Consider the following 17279-nt stretch of genomic DNA (forward strand, 5'->3'; position numbering starts at 1 on the left):
CTTCTAACGCTGGATTATTAATCAATCCTTACGATGTTTCAAATGCTACTAATTATGTAGGATTGGATTACCGTCCAGGGTCAACTTCAATTGTAGCTACTGGTGCTGATTTCTCGGATACTCCTTTTACAGGAATAGTACAAAATACCTATTATGTTGATGCAGATGCCGACGGTTATGATAACGGAGTTGTTGAATTGAATGCCACTACTGCTCCAACAGGATATTCTGCTACAACCTTAGGTTCTGATTGTGATGATACTAATGCGGCGTATCATAGTAACTGTCCGGTTGTGACTAACACAGTGTACCGAGGCGCATTTGCACCATCACCTACACCTATGTGGACAGATTCATGGACGAATTATGATCCACAAAATACAGTTTATCCAACACCTACAGTGGATGTTACAACTAACATTACCACTGATACTCATTGGACGGCTTGTAACACCTATTATTTAAGAGGACAGATTTATGTAAAAAACAATGCTGTTTTAACCATCGATCCAGGTGTGGTTATTAGAGGTGATCATACTGCGGTTGGTGCAGGATTGTTTGTAACTAAAGGAGCTAAAATTATTGCAGTTGGAACGGCAACAAGTCCGATTGTATTTACTTCAGACAATGCACCGGGTTCAAGAAACAAAGGCGATTGGGGAGGTGTTATTTTGTTAGGAAAAGCTTCTTACAATATTAATGGAGGTGTGAATAATATCGAAGGAATTGCCGCTAGCACAGATACCGAATATGGCGGTGGGGCTACTCCAGATGATAATGACAATTCAGGAACTTTGAAATACGTTAGAATTGAGTTTGGAGGGTATGTTTATGCTGCCAATCAAGAAATCAACGGATTGACTTTTGGAGCTGTAGGACGCGGAACAACGATTGACTATGTTCAAGTTTCTCATGCTAATGACGATTCATTCGAATGGTTTGGTGGAACAGTTAACTGTAAACACTTAGTAGCTTACAGAGGTTTGGACGACGATTTTGATACGGATAACGGCTACAGCGGAAACGTTCAATTTATTTTAGGCGTAAGAGACCCACAAGTTTCGGATAATCCATTGGTATCTACCTCAGAAGGATTTGAATCGGATAACAACGCAACAAGTACTGCAGTTTCGCCTTACACCAGTGCTATTTTCACCAACTGTACTTTAATCGGACCATCTTATAGATTGACCTTACCCAATGGTGGAACTTTAGCTTCAGGGTACAAGAGAGCGGCACGTTTGAGAAGAAACACTCAATTAAAAGTATACAATTCTGTGTTTTTAGATTTCCAAGAAGGACTTCACATCGATGGTGCTACCACAGAAGCTAATGCTACGGCAAATACTTTGAAATGGAAAAACAACATCTTAGCGGGTATTGTTACTACGTCAAAAATACTACAAGTAAACACAGGTTCTACTTTTGATATTACCACTTGGTACAATGCCAATGCCAACACTACAGTTGCTTCTAACGCTGGATTATTAATCAATCCTTACGATGTTTCAAATGCTACTAATTACGTAGGATTGGATTACCGTCCAGGGTCAACTTCAATTGTAGCTACTGGTGCTGACTTTGCAGACATCAACACTTTAGCCAATACCACATTTGAAAACAATGAAATAACATTAAAAATTGCTCCAAATCCATTCGGAAATAATTTCAAGTTGTACTTATCATCTCCATCATCTGAAGATGTAAAAGTTTCCATTTACGACATGACAGGCAGACTTATAGAATCACAAAATATCGAATTTTTGAATGTAAATAATCAAGAGTTTGGAAGTGACTATAATGCTGGAGTTTATATTGTAGTGGTTAAACAAGGCGAAATTTCTAAATCATACCACATTATTAAAAAGTAGTCAGTAGTTTTTTTCAATAGATTGAAAGGCCTCATGAATTAAGTTTCATGAGGCTTTTCGCTTTAAAATAACTTTTTTAGGATGCTATTTTGCGATATTATTGGTTTGTTTTCTAATTGTTACTTTAATGTTATCATATTAGATTGCGGTTACTATTTTATAACGTTTTGTATTATCTTTACCATTGAATAAAAATTACTAACTTCTGTTTTTTATGAAGAAAAAAGACATTAAGATTTTATTGGTTGATGATGAACAAGATATCCTAGAAATTGTAGGATATAATTTGACACAAGAAGGATATAAAATTGTAACAGCAAGTAACGGTAAAGAAGCCATTGCTGTGGCAAAAAAAGAACGTCCACAATTGATAATCATGGATGTGATGATGCCCGAAATGGACGGAATGGAAGCGTGTGAAAACATCCGAAAAATCCCAGAGCTTAGCAACACCATCATCACTTTTTTAACGGCTAGAAGTGAAGACTATTCTCAAGTAGCTGGTTTTGACGCTGGAGCTGATGATTACATAGCCAAACCAATCAAACCAAAATTGTTGGTGAGTAAAGTAAAAGCATTGTTACGAAGATTAAAGGACGAAACAGGTTCCAGTGAAAACCTTAATGTGGGTGGTATCGAAATCAATCGTGAAGAATATAAAATTGTAATGGAAGGAAGAGAAATCGTACTTCCAAGAAAAGAATTTGAATTGTTTTATCTATTGGCTTCCAAACCTGGAAAAGTATTTAAAAGAGAAGAAATTCTCGATAAAGTTTGGGGTAATGAAGTTATTGTTGGCGGAAGAACCATCGATGTTCACATCAGAAAATTACGCGAAAAAATAGGTGAAGATCTTTTTAAAACCATTAAAGGTGTAGGGTATAAATTTGAAGCTTAAATTCCGTATTTTTACCGCATTAATTGCAACCACAGATTGTTTTCCAACATGGGATTAAGCTTTAAAAAAACATATACTTTTGCTGTAATATCTACGTTTTATATTACACTTTTTTCAACCACTTTAGTAGCGGTATTGTTGTTTTTGTTTGCTACTTTCTCCTGGCAATTTTGCGTTGCTTTTGCCTTTTCAATTGCTGTTTTCTCTTTTTTTGTATTGCAATATCGTGTAGAACATTTTATTTACAGACGGGTCAAAAAAATCTACGACGACGTGTCGCTTCTAGATTCAACTACACTTCGAACACAATCCATTACTACCGATATGGCTACGTTAACGCGTGAAGTAAAAAAGTTTGCCACCGACAAAAAAATCGAAATTGAAAACCTAAAAGTCCGTGAAGAATACCGACGCGAATTCATGGGAAATGTGTCTCACGAATTAAAAACACCACTTTTTACGGTTCAGGGTTATCTTTCTACGTTGCTTGATGGCGCCATGAAAGACAAAGATTTGCGTAAAAAATACATCGAAAGAGCCGAAAAAGGAGTAGAACGTCTCATTTACATCGTGGAAGATTTAGACATGATTGCCAAATTGGAAATGGGCGAATTGAACCTGGAATACTCCGAGTTTAATATTGTGGAACTCATACAGAATGTCTTCGATTTATTGGAAATGAATGCCGATAAAAAGAACATTATTCTCATGTTTGATCGAAAATACAACAAGCCTGTAATCGTTTATGCTGATCAAGAAAAAATCCAGCAAGTATTGACTAATTTGATCATGAATTCTATCAAATACGGAAAAGAAAACGGTACTACTGAAGTATCTATTGAGGATTTGGTTAAAAATAAAATTATCGTTAGAGTTAGAGACAACGGCGAAGGAATTGAAAAACAGTTCATTCCAAGACTTTTTGAACGATTTTTTAGAGTTGATAAAAGCGGTGCTCGCAGTGAAGGCGGTTCTGGATTAGGGCTTTCTATCGTGAAGCACATTATTGAAGGTCATAATGAGAAAATATATGTAGAAAGTGAATATGGCAAAGGCTCTGAGTTTTCATTTACCTTAGAAAACTTGAAATAATTCGTGCCAATCGGTTGTGTCATTTATTTTTGGTAATCCTGCATATAACGGTACGGCCAACAAATCTTCCAATTTAAATTTATCTTGTTTTGAAGTAGGAATCAGTCCTTCTTTTTTATATTTTTTAGCTAAATATTCTTGCTCAAATTGTCCCGGAGTTGGTATGAAAAAAGCTTTTTTCTCCAATTTTGCCAAATCCATAACGGTAGTATAACCCGAACGACACAGCACCATGTCACTTTCGTTAAACGTCTTTTCTAATTGTTCGCTTTGCATAAAATTATAGTACGTAACGTTACCCATTTGTTCTGTTTTTTGTTCGGCTTCAACCTTACCTTTGATAAAAATTACTTTTTCAGAATAGTCTTGTAACTCAACTATTAATCGTTTTTCTAATATAGTGCGCTGTGGTTCTGGACCTGATAAAATCACCATCAATTGGTATTGGATAGGAAGTGTTTTTTTACGCAATCGACTTAAAACTCCGATGTATTTTAAATTGAGATTCGTTTCTTTTAAATGACCAAGTTTGCCCGATAAATTCGGAATTCCACTTACATCGGGAATCCAACATTCGTCAAATTTAGCTATAAAATGTTGGTGTAACTTACTCGAAATCCACGTAGTTTTGCCCGATAAAACGGTCAGTTGATGGGTGATAAAAACACAAGAAATTTTTTTGTTGTGAACGCCCAATCGGTTGTCTGAAATAATGCCATCAAGGTTATACTCTTTAATCCATTTTTTGACTAATTTTTTTTCAGATAAAATGGCATTGATGGTTTTCGGACTATTTTTGATTAATTTCCATTTAAAATTTTCGCCTTTTTTGGCGTATTCAATACAATAGGAAGGTAAATCCAGAGCTGTTAAGTGCGGAAATTCTTTTTTTAACAGTGCCAAAGCAACACCATCCGAGGCAATTATTGGGTTAAAACCATTTTTTTCTAAAGCACGAATGATCGGAATACAACGTGTAGCGTGACCCAATCCCCAATTTAATGGGGCTACAAGAATGTTTTTTGGCGAATTATTCAATGGCATCTGTTACGATTCTATTTAGTTTTGAATTGGCAAGATAAAACTAATTACTATCTTATATATTTCCTTAATTTTGCCAAAATATTAAATTTAGTCGTGGGAAGTAAAAATAAGTTAAAAAGATTTAGGGAAAACGAAACATTTGAAAATGTTTTTCAGCCAACTAGAGAAGAAGTAGTAAGCAATAGTTTTCCGCTTAGAGGCAAATGGAATAGCGATTTTTTCAAAAATGATAACCCAATCATCATTGAGTTAGGTTGCGGAAAAGGAGAATATTCGGTTGGTTTGGCAGCGCGTTATCCCGATAAAAACTTTGTTGGCATTGATATCAAAGGTGCTCGTTTTTGGCGTGGTGCTAAAACAGCTGTCGAAGACGGTATGCATAACGTTGCCTTCATCAGAACTCAAATCGAGTTGATCAATCATATTTTTGCTGATGGCGAAGTGTCCGAAATTTGGATAACATTTCCAGATCCACAAATCAAATACAAACGTACCAAACATCGCATGACCAACGCTGAATTTTTAAAATTGTACAAAAGAATTTTAAAACCAGAAGGTGTGGTCAATCTTAAAACCGATTCCGAATTTATGCACGGCTACACGCTAGGGTTGTTGCATGGAGAAGGTCACGAAGTGTTGTATGCCAATCATAATGTGTATAAAAATGAAGGCGCTCCAAGTGAAGTGACGGCAATTCAAACTTTTTATGAGAAACAATATTTGGAAGTAAATAAAGCAATTACGTATATTCGTTTTAAAATCAAATAAATGGGGATTTTGCTTCCGTTCGTTTTCGGCTTTTTAGCAGCAGTTATTGGGGTTCTTCCACCAGGATTGATCAACATGACAGCCGCAAAAGTGAGTTTGGTTGACGGACAAAAACGAGCAATGATGTTTGTTTTAGGGGCTTTAATAATCATTTTTTTTCAAACCTATATTTCAGTAATCTTCGCTGAATATATCGATAGCCATCAAGAAGTACTGATTTTACTTCGCGAAATCGGTCTTTTTATTTTTATTGCATTAACGGTTTACTTTTTAAAATTTGCTAAAAAACCCAAAATACACGACGAAAATGAGGCCGTAAAAAGCAAACGCAGTCGGTTTTTTATGGGAATGGTGATTTCTGCTATTAATTTTTTCCCCATTCCATATTACGTATTAATTAGCATAGCCTTAGCTTCGTATAAGGTTTTTACTTTTGATATTTTTCCTATTTGTAGTTTGGTATTTGGAGTGGTATTTGGCTCTTTTGCGGTGTTTTATTTTTATGTAATGTTCTTCAATAAAATGACCTCCAAAGCCGATTTTCTGATTAATAATATGAATAAAATGATTGGTATTATTACTGGTTTGGTGGCTTTGTTGACTCTTTTTAATGTGGTAAAATATTACTTCTAATGGAAGAAAATTTCTTTGAACGTGTTTACGCTATTGCCAAGCAAATTCCCGAAGGCAAAGTAACTTCCTATGGTGCCATTGCCAAAGCTTTAGGTACAGCTCGTTCTGCCAGAATGGTAGGTTGGGCCATGAATGCGTCACACAATAGACAAGATGTTCCAGCGCATCGAGTAGTTAACCGAAAAGGATTATTGTCGGGTAAACATCATTTTGAAGGTACTAATTTAATGCAACAATTACTCGAAAATGAAGGTATTGAGGTAATTGACAATCAAATTGTAGATTTTGAAAAACATTTTTGGACTCCCGAAGTTACTTCTTGATGATTTCCATAAATTGTTCGATTAATTTGTTTTCATAATCAAAATTCACTTCCTCTTCTTCCACTTGCTGTGCTTCAATTTTGTGCTGATACAAGCGCCACCTTTTATTGTTGTACTCTAAAGCAGTGAGGTTTTCAACCCAATCTCCCGAATTTAGATACATCGTACGACCTTTTTTGTTAGAAACTTGTTCCATTTTAGGTTCGTGAATGTGTCCACATATTACATAATCAAATCCGTTTTCAATAGCCAATTCGGTGCATACATTTTCAAAATTGGTAATGAATTTCACAGCCGATTTTACACTGTTTTTAATTTTTTTAGAAAGCGAATACGGTTCTTTGTTGAAACGAGCCAATACCCAATTGATAAACCGATTCAATACAATCAATAAATCATAACCCCAACCGCCAAGTTTGGCCAACCATTTAGCATGATTGATCGAGGCATCAAAAACATCACCATGAAAAACCCAAGCTTTTTTACCGTCTAAATTTAAAGTCAATTTATTTTGGAGGCTAAAATTTCCTAAATGAATATCGGTAAATTTTCGTAAAAGTTCGTCGTGATTGCCTGTTAAATAATAGACTTTGGTTCCTTTAGAACACATCGAAATGATTTTCTTCAAAACCTTTAAATGACTGGCTGGGAAATATGATTTTCGGAATTGCCAAATATCCACAATATCACCATTCAGAATTAGAATTTTAGGTTTGATACACGATAGGTAGTTCAATATTTCTTTGGCATGACAACCATATGTTCCAAGATGAATATCCGAAATGACAACAACTTCAATTTTTCTTTTTTTGCTAGACATGTTGTTTCTTACAAAGGAAACCAACCGAGATGTACAAAATGTTACAGGTTCATTATTAAATTATTATATTAACTTTTGATGATATTAGTTTTGTCCTAAATTCTTCTAACAAAATTTTATCATTTGTGTATCTAAAGTTTACATCCTTAAACTTTTAAACTCATAAACTTCTTTACTATCTTTGCAATCTAAAATGAGTCTTAATAAAAAGACGTGATTTTGATTTAATTTATTGAAAATGAAGTTAGATAGAAAAGAAATACTGAAAGCATTAGAAACCATAACTATTGCTGGCGAAGGAAAAAACATGGTAGAAAGTGGCGCAGTGAAAAATGTGCTAATTTTTGGCAACGAAGTTACTGTTGATTTGATGATTTCAACCCCAGCAATGCACATTAAAAAACGTGCTGAAGACGATATCAAAAAGCTAATTCACGAACAGTTTTCTCCAGATGCTGTTGTAAAAGTTAACATCAAAGTGGAAGCTAAAGAAAATCCTAACGAAATTAAAGGGAAATCTATTCCAGGAATCAGTAATATTATTGCCGTTGCTTCGGGTAAAGGTGGTGTTGGTAAATCTACAACAACAGCTAATTTAGCGGTAACTTTAGCCAAAATGGGATTTAAAGTTGGGGTTTTAGATGCCGATATTTATGGGCCAAGCATGCCAATCATGTTTGATGTTGAAAACGAAAAACCCATTTCAGTTGATGTCGATGGTAAATCAAAAATGAAACCGATAGAAAGTTATGAAATTAAATTGCTTTCTATTGGATTTTTCACTTCCCCAAGTCAGGCCGTAATTTGGCGTGGACCAATGGCTGCTAAGGCATTAAACCAAATGATTTTTGATGCCGATTGGGGTGAACTCGATTTTATGTTAATCGATTTACCACCAGGAACAGGAGACATTCACTTATCAATCATGCAGTCGTTGCCTATAACAGGTGCCGTAGTGGTAAGTACACCTCAAGCAGTAGCTTTGGCTGATGCTCGAAAAGGAGTCGCTATGTTTATGAGTGAAGCCATCAATGTTCCGGTGTTAGGGATTATTGAAAATATGGCGTATTTCACACCAGAAGAATTGCCGAACAACAAATATTACATTTTCGGACAAGAAGGAGCTAAAAATCTTTCAGACGATTTACAAGTGCCATTTTTAGGCGAAGTGCCACTGGTTCAAAGTATTCGCGAAGCAGGAGATTATGGACGTCCAGCAGCATTACAAACCGCTTCTCCGTTAGAAAAAGTGTACGAAGAAATTGCGAGAAATGTAGTGCAAGAAGTGGTGAATAGGAATGAGAATCTTGCTCCAACCGAAGCAATCAAAATAACCACAATGGCAGGTTGTTCTGCTGTAAAAAAATAGATTTCTGGAGTATTAGATTGTTGGATTTATAGGTCTGACAATATAAAAACTCTAACAATCCAACAATCTAAATTATGACACACGAAGAATTGACTTTAAATATCGAAAAAGCACTAGAAGAAATCAGACCTTTCTTGAATTCGGATGGTGGTGATATCAGTTTGATTTCCATTGAAGATGAAAAACACGTAAAAGTGCGTTTTCAAGGTGCTTGTACGAGTTGTAGCGTAAATCAAATGACGCTTAAAGCAGGAGTGGAAACGACTATTAAAAAATATGCTCCACAAATAGAAACCGTAGAGAACATCGCATAATTCTTTAGATATGATAAAAGTCATATTTAAAGAAGCTGTTGCTTTGTTACTTTGCCAATCTTAATTTTGAAAAAATGATTGAAACCGATATACTTATCATAGGCGCAGGTCCAACAGGACTTTTTGCCGTTTTTGAAGCAGGATTATTACAATTAAAATGCCATATTATCGATGCACTTCCACAACCTGGTGGGCAGTTGGCCGAATTGTATCCGAAGAAACCAATCTTTGATATTCCAGGGTATCCCGAAGTTTTAGCTGGCGATTTAGTAACCAATTTGATGGAACAAATCAAACAGTTTCAACCTGGATTTACTTTGGGAGAAACCGCTCAAACCATACAAAAATTAGAAGATGAAACTTTTATAGTAACTACTAATGAAGGAACAAAACATCATGCAAAAGCTATTGCAATAGCTGGTGGTTTGGGAACATTTGAACCAAGAAAACCCATTTTAAAAGACATCGAGTTTTACGAAAAAGAAGATAGAGGTGTTGATTATTTTGTAAAAGAACCCGAAAAATATCGTGGTAAAAATATTGTGATTGCTGGTGGTGGAGATTCTGCTTTAGATTGGAGTATTTTCCTGTCAAATGTAGCCAAATCAGTGACATTAGTACACCGAAGAAATGAATTTCGTGGTGCTCTTGATTCCGTAGAAAAAGTACAAGAATTGAAATCATCTGGAAAAATAAAATTGATTACGCCAGCAGAAGTTGTCGGTTTTAAAGGGAATGAGCGCATTGAGTCGTTAGATATTGAAGTTAATGGCGCCCGAATGAATGTGCCTGCCGATTATTTCATTCCACTTTTTGGGTTGACTCCTAAGTTAGGTCCAATTGCTAATTGGGGATTAGAAATTGAAAAAAATGCCATCAAAGTAAATAATGCTTTGGATTATCAAACTAATATTCCCGGAATTTACGCCATTGGTGATGTAAATATTTATCCGGGTAAATTAAAATTAATTTTGTGTGGTTTTCATGAAGCCACCTTAATGTGCCAAAGTGTGTACCAACGCATCAATCCCGGTAGAAAATATGTACTAAAATACACTACCGTTTCTGGTGTAGACGGATTTGATGGAACGAGAAAAGAAGCTGAAAAAGCCGTTGTAAAATCGATTGACTAATGCCGCAAGATATTACCATAAAAATTACGGATAGAGAAGGGCTTGTGCACGAAGTTCAAGCACCAACCGACATGAACCTTAACATTATGGAACTGATTCGAATGTATGAATTAGCTCCTGAGGGCACCGTTGGGGTTTGCGGCGGAATGGCGATGTGTGCTTCTTGTCAGTGTTATGTTTTAAATGATGTTGTTACACTAGAAAGAAATCCCGATGAAGAAGCGATGCTTTGGGAAGCTTATCACGTAAAAGAAAATTCAAGATTGGGTTGTCAAATTCCAATTACTGAAGAAATAGACGGATTGGAACTTGAAATAGCACCTGAACAATAACAAAAAGGCGAGAAGAAATTCTCGCCTTTTTTACAGATAACAATCAAAACTACTTTACAAGCATTTTCTTGTTTTCGGTGTACATACCATTTTCGGTCTCAATATGTACTTTGTAGATATAATATCCACTGGATAGATTGGCTTTGTTTTTATCAATCACGATATTGTTTAATCCTGATGAATAATTATGGTCAATAGGAGTACTAATCAATCTTCCGGTTAAATCAAATAATTCAATTTTGATGTTAGCGTTTTCATTAAGAAATATCGGAATGGTTGTAGTATCTATAACAGGATTTGGGAAGTTTTGCCCAATTTGATTTCTATTATAATTCAATGCATCGATAGCCAATGTTGGTCCAGCCACATAGATGGTATGATTTAGAACAAAACCATCGGCTACAGTCCCTGCAACAGAAGATAATTCGCTTGTCACTCCATCAGAAAATACATTATCGGAAGCATTATAAGTATAACCCGTCATTCCTTTTGTATAACCATATGCAGTAGCGGCATTCACAAGGTTTACAGCACTAGAAGTGCCTTCAGGAAAAGCAATTTGAGTAACTAATAACGAAGTTCCATCGGGTTTATAGACATGAACATGTATGTGCGTCGCTCTTCCAGAATACCAACCCGGAAAAATAGACGTGAAAGTAACTAAACCATTGGCATCTGTAACTTGTCTTCCTCTTAAGAAATGAACAGTAGTATAATTAACGGTTTGCATTGCTGTTCCACCATATTCTGAATAATAACCATCTTTATCGCAATGCCAAATATCTACTAAAGCACCTTGATAAGCGCCGCAATTGGCATTGGTGTTGTTAATGGTAATGTTTATAGTAAAAGCAACTCCAGTACGATTGTCTGAAATGATATTGCTTCTTACATAGGAACCAGGAGTTATTGTTGGAAATGGACCAGCGGTTTCGCTGTTGGTTACACTACAAACGGCAACATCTTCTTCGTTAGACTTGGCGCTAATTAAAGACGGTGCAGCAATTGCCAGACCTAAAAAACCTACGCTCTTTTTTAAAAACTCTTTTCTTTCCATACCTAAAAAAATTAATTCAAAAACAAACCTAATGGATTCTTTTTTCATTCAAAAATAATTGAGGTAAACGGAACTTTTTTAAAGGTAAATTAGATTAAAACTTCAATAATCAACAGCATAGCATTAGTAGATAGGGCTTCGAATTCAATTTGCTCTATATCCCAAATTATTAATCCATCTCGGTTTTCTAATAATCGATTTTGGAATTCGAAAGCCCCATTTAACACAAATGTGAAAAGGCCATGTTCTTTGTTTTTCATAGTATGAATGGCTTCGCAACGCGCATCGAATAAGCCAATAGAGAGGCAGAAATTTTCATATTCGGCTAATGGGATTACTTTATTTCTAGGGTCTAAATCAAATGTGATTTTATTTGAATCTTGACTTTTAAAATTAAATCGGATTTGTAAAAAGTTGACTAACTCTATTTTGTAAGGATTAGAAATTGAAAAGGTTGTTTCTTCTTCCGCTGAAAAGAGTTGAACTTGATTAACCGTTATAAATTCAGTCGTGTTTTCGGTTTTAAAATCGATGGCGCCAACTAAAGGTATCAAAACAATGGTCTGGTTTGCTTCAACCGAATAAGTCATGCTTTCTTGAGGAGCAAGCGTTTCATCATTTAAAACAGTTAATTGACCGAAAGGTTTTCTACTTTCTTCTTGATAATTTAGATAATTGAATGTTGAAAAACAGCTATAGATACTGCTTTCTGTTTTTCCTCGAAGCGCTGATTGAAAAATTTGTGAAGGTGTTTGAGCCAGCATTTTACTGAAAATATTTTAAAATTTCTTCTTTATAAGTATCTCCGATTGGAATTAAAAAATCTTCAATTTGAATCGTTTTGCTTTGAAGTGATTTTACCTTTTTTATCGGAATTATGTAGGACCGATGCACTCTAACAAAATCTTTTTCTGGGAGTTTTTCCATAATATTTTTCATGGAAAGACGGGTAACAATTTTAGTTTGAGTACTCAAATGAATTTGAATATAATCGTCAAGGCCTTCTATTAAAAGAATGTCATTGTATTCTATACGGCGTAATTTATAATCGGCTCTAACCATTAAATGCGTTTGAACCGATGCATCATTTCTAAATTGAAATTCGTTTCGAGCTTTTTGAACAGCAGTTTGAAAACGCTCTTGCGAAAACGGTTTTAGTAAGTAATCGGTAGCATTCACATTAAATCCTTCTACAGCGTATTCACTATAAGCGGTTGTGAAAATTACAATCGGATCGTTTTCGAGCATTTTATAAAAATCAATTCCGGTTTTATTAGGCATTTGAATATCTAAAAAAATTAAATCGACAGGATAATTTTTCAAATATTTGAGTGCTTCACTTTGCTTAGTAAATGTTTTATCGAGCACAATAAAATCAATCTCTTCACAAAAATGAGAGATGATTTTTAGTCCTAAAGGCTCGTCATCTATGGCAATGGCTCGTATCATTCCAAATTTATTTTTAAATTTACTTCAAAAACAGCATTCGCTTCTGAAATGCTTAAAGTATGTTTGTTTGGATACATGTATGCTAATCTTTTAGTCGTGTTGTCCAATCCTTTTTCCGATTTTAGTTCTTCAGGAATCGATACATTTACAATCGAATTTTTTATTTTTAAGATAAAATCATTGCGTTCAATTTTGATGTCAATTTCAATAAACGAATTTTTATCGGGGTTGATGCCATATTTAAACGCATTTTCAATAAATGGAATCAAAATTAAAGGCGCTATCATTTTGCCAGAAGGATTGCCTTCAAAAGTTACAACGAGATTGGTTTCTTTGTCAATACGTAGTTTTTGCAATGCAATGTAATCGTTAATGTGATTGATTTCTTTTTCTAACGATACAAAATCAACAGCACTTTCTGTGACTACATAACGCATCATGTTGGATAGTTTTAGTACGGCATTAGGCGCTTCATTCGATTTCTCTAGCGTTAATGCATAAAGACTGTTGAGGGTGTTGAAGAGAAAATGTGGATTTATTTGGGCCTTTAAATAAGAAACTTCGGCATTTAATTTTTCCGTTTTAATCTTTGATAAATTGCGATTCATTTTGATTAAAAGAGCAAAAGAAAGCATTAAAAGATAGGAAATTAGGATTTGTGTATCAAAAAATACAATGGATTGACCAATTCTTTCAGGTGGGTGATGATCAAAGCCAGGTACTTGCCGAAAGACCTCATTAGGGATTATTCTATTAGGAAAATAAATGAATAGTAGAAAACCGATACAGCTAACAATAAAAAATGGTATTTTATTGTTTTTCAAAAATAATTTAGGAATTAAGTAATAGTAGTTAACGTAAAACAATAATATCAACAGGCTATATCTTAAAAAATACCCTTGAAAAGGCCTGATGTGTATTAATTTCCAGCCTTCATTAAAATCGGGTGAAGTCAGAATTGGAATACTCAAAAAAGCCAAACAACCAATAACGTTTATTAAGATTTTTTGAGTATTTGGCTTCATATTCTCTAGATTTATTTCAAATCTAAAAAGAATACTATAAAGTTTTATTTTTTTGAGGTAAATAATGCTTTTTTGTAGATGAACACTAAGGTTGAATAATACTCATTGCCTTCGGTAAAAGGCGTTCAACAAATTTACTATATGCCAAGGTTGAAGGATGTAGTCCATCCGAGGCTACTAAACTAGGTTGCGCCAAACCTTGTTTGGTAATGTCGGTAATGTTTACAAACTTAATGTTGTTTTGCAAGCAATAATTCTCAATATACGCATTGTATTGGTAGATGCCTTGGGAAATAGTCATCGAACCTTGTCCAAAAGCAGTATAGGCATAATCTGGAATTGAAATAACGATAAGGTTTTCTTTTTTTCCTTTTCCTTTTTGTATAGCAGTGTTAACTAATTCAGGAAATTCTTGTTCAAAAAGGCTAAAGGGTTTATTCTGAAACTGATTATTTACGCCAATTAACAATGTCACTAAATCAAAATCATGGGGTGGATTTTGAGTAGCAATAGCTGCTTTTAAATCGGAAGTTGTCCATCCTGTTGTCGCAATAATTTGGGTAGAAAAAAGGCCAATAGAAGCATCGTGTTTTTTGATGCTATCTTGTAATTGTATGGGATATCTACAGGTTTCACAAACACTTTGTCCAATAGTATAACTGTCACCTAGCGCTAAATACTTTAGATTTCGGGGTGGTGTTTGATTAACAACAGTATTGTTTTCGGTGCTGCAACTCGTAAAAAAGAGTGTTACAATCAAAATCACTGTAATTTGAAATTTTATTTTCATAACAAATAGTTTCTAAAAACAGTTACGTTGATTAAAGGATGTTGGTTTTTTAAACCAGTTCCACATTCGTCAAGATTTGTTCTTCAATGGCATTCCACAAACCGATACGTTTTTCTAGAGCCATAATAGAAATTTCTTTCACTTCTTTCCATTTGGTTTCATTGTCACATAGTTCATCAATCATTTGCATCGCCATTGGCCCATGTTCATCGGCATCCAACTCAATGTGGCGCTCAAAATAGTATACCAACTTATCTAATTTAATTTCTGGGAAATTACTTTGGAAATTCTTCAATATTTCGGTAAACATTTTCGGGATCAAATCTTCACGTCCAAAAGTAAAAGCAGCAGCAATTTGATGTGGCTTTCCTTCTTCAATTACTCGAAAAGTAAAATCTAAAAAGGCTTTTACATTAGGATGTAAATCACTTTGCTTAATCGAAACAAAGATATTTTGAGTTGCAGTTACATTTTCAAGAAAAGCGGAGATTGGCTCTGTGTTAGCACCACATTCACGCATAGCATCCAAATACATTTCGAAATGACTTTGTCTCGAACCGTCAAAAGCCAAATCGGTTTCTTCAGCTACTACAATTTCATTGATTAAATAGCGAGTGGCTGGATTTCCAACAGGTAACCAAGGAGTGGTAGTGCAAGTCAATTTGTTTTGCAAGGCTTTCAGCAACGACATAAAATCCCAAACAGCATAAATATGATTTTCTAAAAAGCAATGTAAATCTTCTATGGTCTTTACATTTTCGTAAAGAGAATGATTTAATAATTGGTTTTTATGATGCAATATTGACTGGTTTATTTCTTGAATGTTCATGACTTTTTTAGTATGATTTACGAATTTACTATACTTTTTGGATTTGTATAATCTATACAAATGTAAAAAAGCTCCTCGAATTCGAGAAGCTTTTTGTATCAATTTTATTTATTGTTTAATCTTTTATTTGAAGGCTGGAATTCCAGTGATATCAGCGCCTGTAATCAACAAGTGAATGTCATGTGTTCCTTCGTAAGTAATTACTGATTCTAAATTCATGCTGTGACGCATAATCGAATACTCTCCAGTAATTCCCATTCCGCCCAACATTTGACGCGCTTCACGAGCAATGTTAATGGCCATATCCACATTATTTCTTTTGGCCATCGAAATTTGAGCCGTAGTGGCTTTTCCTTCGTTTCTTAAAACACCCAATCTCCATGTCAACAATTGTGCTTTCGTGATTTCAGTAATCATTTCGGCTAATTTTTTTTGTTGTAATTGAAATCCAGCAATCGGTTTGTCAAACTGAATACGTTCTTTAGAATATCTTAAAGCAGTGTCATAACAATCCATAGCCGCACCAATAGCGCCCCAAGCAATTCCATAACGAGCAGAATCCAAACACATCATTGGAGCTCCAAGACCCGATTTACCGGGTAATAAATTTTCTTTAGGCACTTTTACGTTGTCAAAAATTAATTCTCCTGTAGCACTAGCACGCAATGACCATTTGTTATGCGTTTCAGGAGTAGTAAAACCTTCCATGCCACGTTCAACAATTAATCCGTGAATTCTACCCGATTCATCTTTTGCCCAAACTACGGCAACATCTGCAAAAGGCGCATTCGAAATCCACATTTTAGCACCGTTCAACAAATAATGGTCACCCATATCTTTGAAATTGGTTACCATACCACTCGGATTCGAACCGTAATCAGGTTCGGTCAAGCCGAAACAACCCATGAATTCACCGGTGGCTAATTTAGGTAAGTATTTCATGCGTTGCTCTTCAGTTCCGAATTTCCAAATAGGATACATCACCAAAGATGATTGTACCGATGAGGTTGAGCGAACTCCAGAATCACCGCGTTCGATTTCTTGCATGATCAAACCATACGAAATTTGATCCAACCCGGCACCGCCATATTGTTCGGGAATGTACGGACCAAAACCGCCAATTTCACCCAAACCTTTAATAATTTGTTTTGGAAATTCAGCGCGTTGTGCATACTCTTCTATAATCGGAGAAACTTCGCGTTTCACCCAAGCACGAGCCGAGTCGCGCACTAATTTATGTTCTTCTGTTAGTAAATCATCTAACAAGTAATAATCGGGAGCTTGAAATAAATCTGGTTTCATTTTAGATAAGTTTTTATTTTACGAAAACGTTTGCAAAGGTAAGAAAATAGAATTGAGAAATAGTTCAACGTTTGTTATTTTTTGAAGCTATTCCAGCTTTCGCCTTTATCACTCCATTGCATTCCGTGGATACCGGCTTAATCTGGGCTAGGGCTACATCTTTAAATTGAAGTCTTTTATGTTTTTACGTTGGTAAGATTAAATTCAGTATTTTTAATAAAAATTTCCAT

General features: G+C 35.0%; 19 protein-coding genes. 10 read left to right on the forward strand and 9 right to left on the reverse strand.

Annotated elements, in window-relative coordinates:
- The 3 genes from ACODSI_RS13160 to ACODSI_RS13170 all read left to right on the forward strand — a co-directional run.
- The coding region (locus tag ACODSI_RS13160; RefSeq protein WP_488917321.1) for a T9SS type A sorting domain-containing protein at positions 1 to 1871 on the forward strand (1871 nt) is incomplete at its 5' end.
- A 214-nt stretch (positions 1872 to 2085) separates the two neighbouring features.
- Complete coding sequence (locus tag ACODSI_RS13165; protein WP_488917322.1) at positions 2086 to 2769, forward strand: response regulator transcription factor; 684 nt, start codon at positions 2086 to 2088, stop codon at positions 2767 to 2769.
- A gap of 48 nt (positions 2770 to 2817) precedes the next feature.
- Positions 2818 to 3861 (forward strand): sensor histidine kinase, encoded by a 1044-nt coding sequence (locus ACODSI_RS13170; protein ID WP_488917323.1) that lies wholly within the window; start codon positions 2818 to 2820, stop codon positions 3859 to 3861.
- Here the strand turns inward: ACODSI_RS13170 and ACODSI_RS13175 are convergent.
- Positions 3844 to 4905 carry a glycosyltransferase gene (locus ACODSI_RS13175; RefSeq protein WP_488917324.1) on the reverse strand — a complete coding sequence of 354 codons (1062 nt, stop codon included), beginning with the start codon at positions 4903 to 4905 and terminating at the stop codon, positions 3844 to 3846. The two genes, ACODSI_RS13170 and ACODSI_RS13175, sit on opposite strands and share 18 nt — an antisense overlap.
- 93 nt (positions 4906 to 4998) lie before the next feature.
- On the opposite strand from ACODSI_RS13175, the gene trmB reads away from it, so the two are divergent.
- From trmB to ACODSI_RS13190, 3 genes are read left to right on the forward strand one after another with little or no spacing between them, the layout of a single operon-like run.
- Positions 4999 to 5673: a tRNA (guanosine(46)-N7)-methyltransferase TrmB gene (gene trmB, locus ACODSI_RS13180; RefSeq protein ID WP_488917325.1), complete on the forward strand. Its 675-nt coding sequence runs from the start codon at positions 4999 to 5001 to the stop codon at positions 5671 to 5673.
- The gene (locus tag ACODSI_RS13185) at positions 5674 to 6306 is read left to right on the forward strand and encodes a LysE family transporter (protein WP_488917326.1); all 633 of its coding nucleotides are present in this window, start codon (positions 5674 to 5676) and stop codon (positions 6304 to 6306) included. It begins immediately after the preceding gene.
- Positions 6306 to 6629 carry an MGMT family protein gene (locus tag ACODSI_RS13190; RefSeq protein ID WP_488917327.1) on the forward strand — a complete coding sequence of 108 codons (324 nt, stop codon included), beginning with the start codon at positions 6306 to 6308 and terminating at the stop codon, positions 6627 to 6629. Before ACODSI_RS13185 ends, ACODSI_RS13190 begins: the two co-directional genes overlap by 1 nt.
- Here the strand turns inward: ACODSI_RS13190 and ACODSI_RS13195 are convergent.
- Positions 6619 to 7449, reverse strand: coding sequence for a UDP-2,3-diacylglucosamine diphosphatase (locus ACODSI_RS13195; RefSeq protein WP_488917328.1), 831 nt, complete (start codon positions 7447 to 7449; stop codon positions 6619 to 6621). The two genes, ACODSI_RS13190 and ACODSI_RS13195, sit on opposite strands and share 11 nt — an antisense overlap.
- Positions 7450 to 7687: 238 nt before the next feature.
- Here ACODSI_RS13195 and ACODSI_RS13200 point away from each other — a divergent pair, with 238 nt between their 5' ends.
- The 4 genes from ACODSI_RS13200 (at position 7688) to ACODSI_RS13215 (ending at position 10597) form a co-directional block, all read left to right on the forward strand.
- Entirely contained in the window at positions 7688 to 8818 is a 1131-nt protein-coding gene (locus ACODSI_RS13200; RefSeq protein WP_488917329.1) for an Mrp/NBP35 family ATP-binding protein, read from the forward strand.
- 74 nt (positions 8819 to 8892) lie between these two features.
- A complete protein-coding gene (locus ACODSI_RS13205; RefSeq protein ID WP_448361317.1) occupies positions 8893 to 9132 on the forward strand; it encodes a NifU family protein in 240 nt (79 codons plus the stop codon).
- A 74-nt stretch (positions 9133 to 9206) separates the two neighbouring features.
- Positions 9207 to 10265 carry an NAD(P)/FAD-dependent oxidoreductase gene (locus ACODSI_RS13210; RefSeq protein ID WP_488917330.1) on the forward strand — a complete coding sequence of 353 codons (1059 nt, stop codon included), beginning with the start codon at positions 9207 to 9209 and terminating at the stop codon, positions 10263 to 10265.
- Positions 10265 to 10597, forward strand: coding sequence for a 2Fe-2S iron-sulfur cluster-binding family protein (locus tag ACODSI_RS13215; RefSeq protein WP_488917331.1), 333 nt, complete (start codon positions 10265 to 10267; stop codon positions 10595 to 10597). Before ACODSI_RS13210 ends, ACODSI_RS13215 begins: the two co-directional genes overlap by 1 nt.
- A 49-nt stretch (positions 10598 to 10646) precedes the next feature.
- Here ACODSI_RS13215 and ACODSI_RS13220 read toward each other — a convergent pair whose 3' ends face one another.
- The 7 genes from ACODSI_RS13220 to ACODSI_RS13250 all read right to left on the reverse strand — a co-directional run bounded on the left by ACODSI_RS13220 (position 10647) and on the right by ACODSI_RS13250 (position 17049).
- The gene (locus ACODSI_RS13220; protein ID WP_488917332.1) at positions 10647 to 11702 is read right to left on the reverse strand and encodes a dioxygenase family protein; all 1056 of its coding nucleotides are present in this window, start codon (positions 11700 to 11702) and stop codon (positions 10647 to 10649) included.
- Positions 11703 to 11743: 41 nt separating this feature from the next.
- Positions 11744 to 12418, reverse strand: a complete 675-nt coding sequence (locus ACODSI_RS13225) for a pirin family protein (protein WP_488917333.1) — start codon at positions 12416 to 12418, stop codon at positions 11744 to 11746.
- A 1-nt stretch (position 12419) separates the two neighbouring features.
- Positions 12420 to 13103 (reverse strand): LytR/AlgR family response regulator transcription factor, encoded by a 684-nt coding sequence (locus ACODSI_RS13230; RefSeq protein ID WP_488917334.1) that lies wholly within the window; start codon positions 13101 to 13103, stop codon positions 12420 to 12422.
- Positions 13100 to 14128, reverse strand: a complete 1029-nt coding sequence (locus tag ACODSI_RS13235; RefSeq protein WP_488917335.1) for a sensor histidine kinase — start codon at positions 14126 to 14128, stop codon at positions 13100 to 13102. Before ACODSI_RS13235 ends, ACODSI_RS13230 begins: the two co-directional genes overlap by 4 nt.
- Before the next feature lie 85 nt (positions 14129 to 14213).
- The gene (locus ACODSI_RS13240) at positions 14214 to 14918 is read right to left on the reverse strand and encodes an SGNH/GDSL hydrolase family protein (protein ID WP_488917336.1); all 705 of its coding nucleotides are present in this window, start codon (positions 14916 to 14918) and stop codon (positions 14214 to 14216) included.
- A 49-nt stretch (positions 14919 to 14967) separates the two neighbouring features.
- Positions 14968 to 15747 (reverse strand): DUF3050 domain-containing protein, encoded by a 780-nt coding sequence (locus ACODSI_RS13245; RefSeq protein ID WP_488917337.1) that lies wholly within the window; start codon positions 15745 to 15747, stop codon positions 14968 to 14970.
- Between the two features lie 123 nt (positions 15748 to 15870).
- Positions 15871 to 17049, reverse strand: a complete 1179-nt coding sequence (locus tag ACODSI_RS13250; protein ID WP_488917338.1) for an acyl-CoA dehydrogenase family protein — start codon at positions 17047 to 17049, stop codon at positions 15871 to 15873.
- Between the last annotated feature and the right edge of the window lie 230 nt (positions 17050 to 17279).

Source organism: Flavobacterium sp. FG139 (assembly GCF_057809695.1).

Excerpts from the sequence above, each read along its gene's own strand:
- ACODSI_RS13215 (WP_488917331.1), top strand. The coding sequence starts at position 10,265 with ATGCCGCAAGATATTACCATAAAAATTACGGATAGAGAAGGGCTTGTG.
- ACODSI_RS13195 (WP_488917328.1), bottom strand. The coding sequence starts at position 7,449 with ATGTCTAGCAAAAAAAGAAAAATTGAAGTTGTTGTCATTTCGGATATT.
- ACODSI_RS13190 (WP_488917327.1), top strand. The coding sequence starts at position 6,306 with ATGGAAGAAAATTTCTTTGAACGTGTTTACGCTATTGCCAAGCAAATT.
- ACODSI_RS13185 (WP_488917326.1), top strand. The coding sequence starts at position 5,674 with ATGGGGATTTTGCTTCCGTTCGTTTTCGGCTTTTTAGCAGCAGTTATT.
- ACODSI_RS13235 (WP_488917335.1), bottom strand. The coding sequence starts at position 14,128 with ATGAAGCCAAATACTCAAAAAATCTTAATAAACGTTATTGGTTGTTTG.
- ACODSI_RS13240 (WP_488917336.1), bottom strand. The coding sequence starts at position 14,918 with ATGAAAATAAAATTTCAAATTACAGTGATTTTGATTGTAACACTCTTT.
- ACODSI_RS13210 (WP_488917330.1), top strand. The coding sequence starts at position 9,207 with ATGATTGAAACCGATATACTTATCATAGGCGCAGGTCCAACAGGACTT.
- ACODSI_RS13250 (WP_488917338.1), bottom strand. The coding sequence starts at position 17,049 with ATGAAACCAGATTTATTTCAAGCTCCCGATTATTACTTGTTAGATGAT.
- ACODSI_RS13205 (WP_448361317.1), top strand. The coding sequence starts at position 8,893 with ATGACACACGAAGAATTGACTTTAAATATCGAAAAAGCACTAGAAGAA.
- ACODSI_RS13225 (WP_488917333.1), bottom strand. The coding sequence starts at position 12,418 with ATGCTGGCTCAAACACCTTCACAAATTTTTCAATCAGCGCTTCGAGGA.
- ACODSI_RS13175 (WP_488917324.1), bottom strand. The coding sequence starts at position 4,905 with ATGCCATTGAATAATTCGCCAAAAAACATTCTTGTAGCCCCATTAAAT.
- ACODSI_RS13245 (WP_488917337.1), bottom strand. The coding sequence starts at position 15,747 with ATGAACATTCAAGAAATAAACCAGTCAATATTGCATCATAAAAACCAA.
- ACODSI_RS13165 (WP_488917322.1), top strand. The coding sequence starts at position 2,086 with ATGAAGAAAAAAGACATTAAGATTTTATTGGTTGATGATGAACAAGAT.
- ACODSI_RS13200 (WP_488917329.1), top strand. The coding sequence starts at position 7,688 with ATGAAGTTAGATAGAAAAGAAATACTGAAAGCATTAGAAACCATAACT.
- ACODSI_RS13230 (WP_488917334.1), bottom strand. The coding sequence starts at position 13,103 with ATGATACGAGCCATTGCCATAGATGACGAGCCTTTAGGACTAAAAATC.
- ACODSI_RS13220 (WP_488917332.1), bottom strand. The coding sequence starts at position 11,702 with ATGAAAAAAGAATCCATTAGGTTTGTTTTTGAATTAATTTTTTTAGGT.
- ACODSI_RS13170 (WP_488917323.1), top strand. The coding sequence starts at position 2,818 with ATGGGATTAAGCTTTAAAAAAACATATACTTTTGCTGTAATATCTACG.